Source organism: Nocardiopsis chromatogenes YIM 90109 (genome assembly GCF_000341185.1).
GTDB lineage: Bacteria > Actinomycetota > Actinomycetes > Streptosporangiales > Streptosporangiaceae > Nocardiopsis_A > Nocardiopsis_A chromatogenes.
This window is the reverse complement of sequence record NZ_ANBH01000242.1, coordinates 1-5,043: the sequence shown is the minus strand read 5'-3', so window position 1 is coordinate 5,043 and position 5,043 is coordinate 1. Positions and strand designations below refer to the sequence as shown.

The 5,043-nt window shown below is 74.0% G+C and carries 6 protein-coding genes; 4 read left to right on the top strand and 2 right to left on the bottom strand.

Annotation, left to right across the window (positions count from 1 at the left end; all coding sequences use genetic code 11):
• Positions 1-91: 91 nt before the first annotated feature.
• Entirely contained in the window at positions 92-298 is a 207-nt protein-coding gene (locus D476_RS0122325; RefSeq protein WP_017626142.1) for a DUF6458 family protein, read from the top strand.
• A gap of 22 nt (positions 299-320) precedes the next feature.
• Here the strand turns inward: D476_RS0122325 and D476_RS0122320 are convergent, their stop codons facing one another.
• Together D476_RS0122320 and D476_RS0122315 are read right to left on the bottom strand one after the other, a co-directional pair.
• Positions 321-1,592 (bottom strand): MFS transporter, encoded by a 1,272-nt coding sequence (locus D476_RS0122320; RefSeq protein ID WP_026123752.1) that lies wholly within the window; start codon positions 1,590-1,592, stop codon positions 321-323.
• Positions 1,589-2,233 carry a GntR family transcriptional regulator gene (locus D476_RS0122315; RefSeq protein WP_017626140.1) on the bottom strand — a complete coding sequence of 215 codons (645 nt, stop codon included), beginning with the start codon at positions 2,231-2,233 and terminating at the stop codon, positions 1,589-1,591. Before D476_RS0122315 ends, D476_RS0122320 begins: the two co-directional genes overlap by 4 nt.
• A 148-nt stretch (positions 2,234-2,381) precedes the next feature.
• Here D476_RS0122315 and D476_RS0122310 point away from each other — a divergent pair, with 148 nt between their 5' ends.
• From D476_RS0122310 to D476_RS0122300, 3 genes are all read left to right on the top strand, one after another.
• Complete coding sequence (locus D476_RS0122310) at positions 2,382-3,284, top strand: PrsW family intramembrane metalloprotease (protein WP_017626139.1); 903 nt, start codon at positions 2,382-2,384, stop codon at positions 3,282-3,284.
• Positions 3,285-3,742: 458 nt separating this feature from the next.
• A complete protein-coding gene (locus tag D476_RS0122305; RefSeq protein WP_040726838.1) occupies positions 3,743-4,126 on the top strand; it encodes a hypothetical protein in 384 nt (127 codons plus the stop codon).
• Positions 4,127-4,440: 314 nt separating this feature from the next.
• Positions 4,441-5,043, top strand: a 603-nt coding sequence (locus D476_RS0122300) for a S8 family serine peptidase (protein ID WP_017626137.1), incomplete at its 3' end; no start/stop codon positions are given.

The following is a 5,043-nucleotide window of genomic DNA, read 5'->3' as shown; positions in this document are numbered from 1 at the left end:
CGCCCCCCCCCCCGCCGGGCACTGGCCGCCCGATCGCCCCTATGCTCCCCTGGAGAGGGGCGATGAGCGACGCGGAAAGGACGGCCCGGACATGGGCATCGGTCTCGGAATCTTCCTCATGATCATCGGCGCCGTGCTCACGTTCGGCATCACCGCCGACGTGCCCGGCCTGGACCTGAACGCGATCGGCTACATCCTCATGGCCGCCGGACTGGCGGTCGTCATCATCTCCATCCTGCTGATGCTGACCCGCCGGGACCGCGGCGAGGGCGTCCGCAACGACCCCGACGTGGTCTAGCACCGGCCCGCCGCACCGGCCCTCAGTACCGGCGCAGCAGCACCGCCAGCACCGCCGAGGCGCCCAGCGTGGTGGCGGTGACGGGCACGAACGCGGCCTGGAAGCCGTACCCGGCCTGCAGGATCACCCCGGCCAGCACGGTCGCCAGCACCGTGGTGGTGAAGCCGCTCATGTTCACCAGCCCCGACGCCACCCCGGTGCGCTCCGGGGACAGCCCGTCGCGGGCGAAGTCGAACGACAGCGCCGGGGCCATCACCGCCCCGGCGGCGCTGAGGGCCACCACGGCCACCACCAGCGGCACCGGCGGCCCGGACGGCCAGGCCACCAGGGCCAGCCACCCCAGCCCCAGCACCGGCGCCAGGCACAGCGCGAACGGCCGCCGCACCCCCGGCCGGCGGCCGACCACCGCCCCCAGCACCGGCGAGAGCCACAGCACCCCGACCCCGAGCACGGTCAGCAGCGTGCTCGCCGCCGAGGGGCGCAGCCCGACGCCCTCCACCAGGAACGGGTAGCCCCACAGCACCCCGAGCATCGTGTAGGGCGCCATCACCGCGGCGTGGTGCGCCATGCCCACCCGGGGGCCGCGGGCGCGCAGCGCCTCCCCGACCGCCGCGAGCACCGGCACCCCGGCGTGCCGCTCGGGCGCCGGGGCCCCGGCGGGGCGGTCCCGCACCAGCAGCGCGACGAGGAGCAGCATGGCGCCGGTGGCCCCGGCGGTCGCCAGGAACGCGCCGGTCCACCCCAGGTGGCCCAGCAGGAAGGACAGCGGCGCGACGCTGGCGACCTGGCCCAGGCCGCCCGCCACCCCGGTCAGGGCGCTCACCAGGGCGTAGTGGCGGCGCGGGAACCACAGTGCGCCCAGCCGGATGACGTTGAGGAAGGTGACCGCGTCGCCGAGGCCGATGAGCACCCGTCCGGCGACGGCCGCCGCGACGCCGGTGGCCGCGGCGAAGAGCACCGCCCCGGCCGCCATCGCGGCCAGCCCGGCCAGCAGGGAGCGGCGCGGCCCCACCCGGTCGGCCATGATCCCGGCCGGGACCTGCAGCACCACGTACACCAGCAGCTGCAGCATCGGCAGCAGGGACAGCAGCGCCGGACCGGCGTCGAACCGCTCCTGGGCCTGCAGGGCGGCCACACCCAGGCCGTTGCGGTGGAACATGGCCAGGAAGTAGACGCCGACGCCGATCGCCCACACCAGCCAGGCGCGGGCGCCCCCGGAGGGCTCCGGCGGACCATCGGCCCGGTCACCGGATGTCTGTGCGCGCGCGGGCGCGCGCGAGGGATCGGCGCTCACCGGCGCGCCCCCAGCCACCGCGCGGCGGTCCCCAGATGGACGCTGACGGCCTCGCGGGCCGCCGCGGGGTCCCCGGACCGGACGGCCTCCAGGATCGCCTGGTGCTCCTCGACGCTGCGCCGCATCCGCTCCACGGTGCGGGTGCCCTCCTCCATCATCCGCAGCTGCCGGTCGCGCAGCGAGTCGTAGAGCCCGGCCAGGATCGCGTTGCCGCTGGCGGCGACGATCTCCCGGTGGAAGCGGCGGTCGGCCCCGACGAACGCCCGCCGGTCCCCCTCCAGCTCGGAGCGCATGGCGGCGAGCAGCTCGGCCAGGCGCTCGGCGAGGGGGCCGCGCACCTCGGCGGGCGCGGCGGCCGCCCGCTCGGCGGTGTGCCCCTCCACCAGGCGGCGCGTCTCCACCACGTCGTCGATCTCGTCCTGGGAGACCGGTACGACGAGCGCGCCCCGCTTGGGGTAGAGCCGGACCAGCCCCTCGGCCTGCAGGCGCAGCAGGGCCTCCCGGACGGGGGTGCGGGAGACGCCCACCCCGGCGGCGATGTCGCCCTCGCTGACCAGCTCCCCGCCGGCGAAGCGGCGGGTCAGGATGGCGTCCTTGGCGAACGCGTAGGCCCGTTCGGTGGCCGATTCGATGGTATCCATGTTGTATCTATCCTAAGGCCCGACAAGGGCGGAAAAGACCGCCCTGGGATCGGGTAAAAGTCCGACAGAACCCGTGCATTCCGGACGCCCCGACCCCTCCGCCCTGGGACGATTCCCCCTGTCCACGCCTCCGGCCGAGGGGGAGCCCATGCACCCGCCCGCCAGCCCCGACACCCGCCCCCGGACCCGCCCCGCGCGGCGCAGGCGCGCCTGGCCCGCCCTGTTCGCGACGGGCCTGGCGCTATGGGTGGCCACGGTGGCGGTGACCCTGCTCACCGGCAACGCCACGCTGGTGCCCACGGTGATCCTGCTGGGCAGCTTCCTCATCCCGGTCACCTTCGTCACCTGGGCCTACGAGCACCGGCAGGGCGACAACGTCACCACCGAGCTGCTCTTCCGCGCGTTCATCGTCGGCGGGGTGCTCGGCGTGCTGGGCGCCTCGCTGCTGGAGTCCTACCTGCTGCGCCAGACCCCCTTCACCTACATCGGCGTGGGGCTGATCGAGGAGGGGGTCAAACTCGCCGCCCTGGTGTTCGTGGCGCGGCACATGGCGCGGGCGACGATGCGCGACGGCATGGTGCTGGGCGCCACGGTCGGGTTCGGCTTCGCCGCCTTCGAGAGCGCCGGGTACGCGATGAACGCGATGCTCACCGAGCGGGGGCTGGACCTGGCGGCGCTGGTGCAGACCGAGGTGATGCGGGGGCTGCTCACCCCGGTCGGACACGGGTTGTGGACCGCGGTGCTGGGCGGCGTGCTCTTCGCGGCGGCCTCCGGCGGCCACTGGCGGATCACCGTGCGGGTGCTGCTGACCTACCTCGGGGTGTCCCTGCTGCACGGCCTGTGGGACTCGGTGCACTCGCTGTCGGCGCTGTTCGCACTCGCGCTCACCGGGCAGCCGTGGCAGGTGCAGACGCTGGAGATGGGGCGGGTCCCCGAGATCCTGCCCTACCAGGCCTCGCTGATCCTCGCCATGGACATCGCGGGCATGGCGGCCGTGGCGGTGCTGGGGATCGTCTGGCTGCTCTCCCTGGCGCGGATGGCCGCCCGGTAGCCGCCGGGTGAACGCCCGAGCGTCAAGCCCGACCCTCGAAACGGTCGAGAGACCCCCATCACACCACCAAGGGTCACACAGTCCGCACCCCAGGCGATATCTCCGCCGCCGACGCGGTTTCCCCGCCCTCCCCTGAGGGGTCGGAACGCACCCCCGGTTTGACGCACACCCGTTCGATACATCCATTGTCACCTGCATGGATATCGAAACGTCCACCCATTCCCCGATCACGGGAGTGTGACGTGGACCACATTCTGGGGCCTCGACCCCTAGGGGTGCGATGCTGCTACTATCCGGATCGCAAAGAATAACTGCGAGGTAACGAGCGCACCGTTCCTCGCTGACCTTTGCGGAGATCACGGGTCAAGCACCCGCGGTCTCCGGGGCCGCGGAACCGTGGCCGCATCGAGAAGGAGCGGCACCCTCCACCGCGGCAGCCGAGACACCGGGAGACGTCGTTGAGTCACTGGCGGTTGAACAACCCCCGGGCCAACAAGGCCAAGGCGGCCCTGGCCAAGCGGGTCAAGCACAGACCGCGCCACGCCTTCTGCGCCGAGTCGGCCGTCAAGGCGCTCTGGGACGAGCTCGTGTCCTCCGCCGTCCGCCCGATGTACCGGGCCGGAACCAGCGAGATGGCGGTGATCTCGGTGATGCGCGGCATCAACGTCTGGTGCCGCGACGGCAAGTTCATCTGGAACGACTACCTCGGCGACACCGTCACCCACCCCGCCAGCGACCCCGCCGGGGCCGCGGCGATGCTCTACCCCTCCTCGTCGCCGACGTCGGCGCGCCGCCCCTTCGAGCGCGGCCGGCACCACGCGCACAGCCTCACCGCCGCCTGAGCGGCCCCCGTCCTCCCGGCGCCGCCCTCCCCCCTCGGGAGGGCGGCGTTCTCGTGTGCACCCATGCCTGATCCGACTCCGGCGGCCCGCGGACGGTTCCCCGTCCCCCCTGGCCGGATCGTGCCAGCGACCCCGGCTTGACAGACCGGGGCGGCGCTGGCCGCGCCCGTCCCGTGCGGTGTGTGCGCGCTCACACCCGCGCGTGGGCGGCCCTGGCCCCCTCTCCTCCGGCGTGCCTATGGTCCCGGCAGCGCCGCCGCACCCGGCTGCGCCGCAGGCCACCTGTCCCCCACTGCTCCCACAAGGAGGAGAACGTGGCTCCATCCCCCAACCGCTCCAAGGCCCTGAGGACCCCGCTCGGGCTCGCCGCCGCCGGCGCCCTGGCCGTGCCGTTCGTCCTCATCGGCGGCCCGGCCGCGCACGCCGAGCCCGCCCCGCTGCACACCGCCGAGAACGCGGTCGACGGCCAGTGGATCGTCGTCTTCGAGGACGGCGTCTCCGCGAGCGCCTCCACCGCCCGCGCCACCGGCGCCCCGGACGTCGAGCACGTCTACACCGAGGTGCTCGACGGCTACTCCGCCGACCTGTCCGCCGCCGAGCTGGACGAGGTCCGCTCCGACCCCGACGTCGCCTACGTCGAGCAGGCCGGTAGGGCCGAGGCTTTCGTCCCCTGGGGCCTCGACCGGATCGACCAGCCCGACCTCCCGCTGGACGGTTCCTACTCGACCACGGCGACCGGCGCGGGCGTGGACGCCTACATCATCGACACCGGCATCGACCCGGACCACCCCGAGTTCGGCGGACGCGCCGATGTCGCCTTCGACGCCACCGGCGGCGACGGCATCGACCGCCAGGGCCACGGCACCCACGTCGCCGGGACCGTCGGCGGCGAGAGCGTCGGCGTGGCGCCCGGGGCG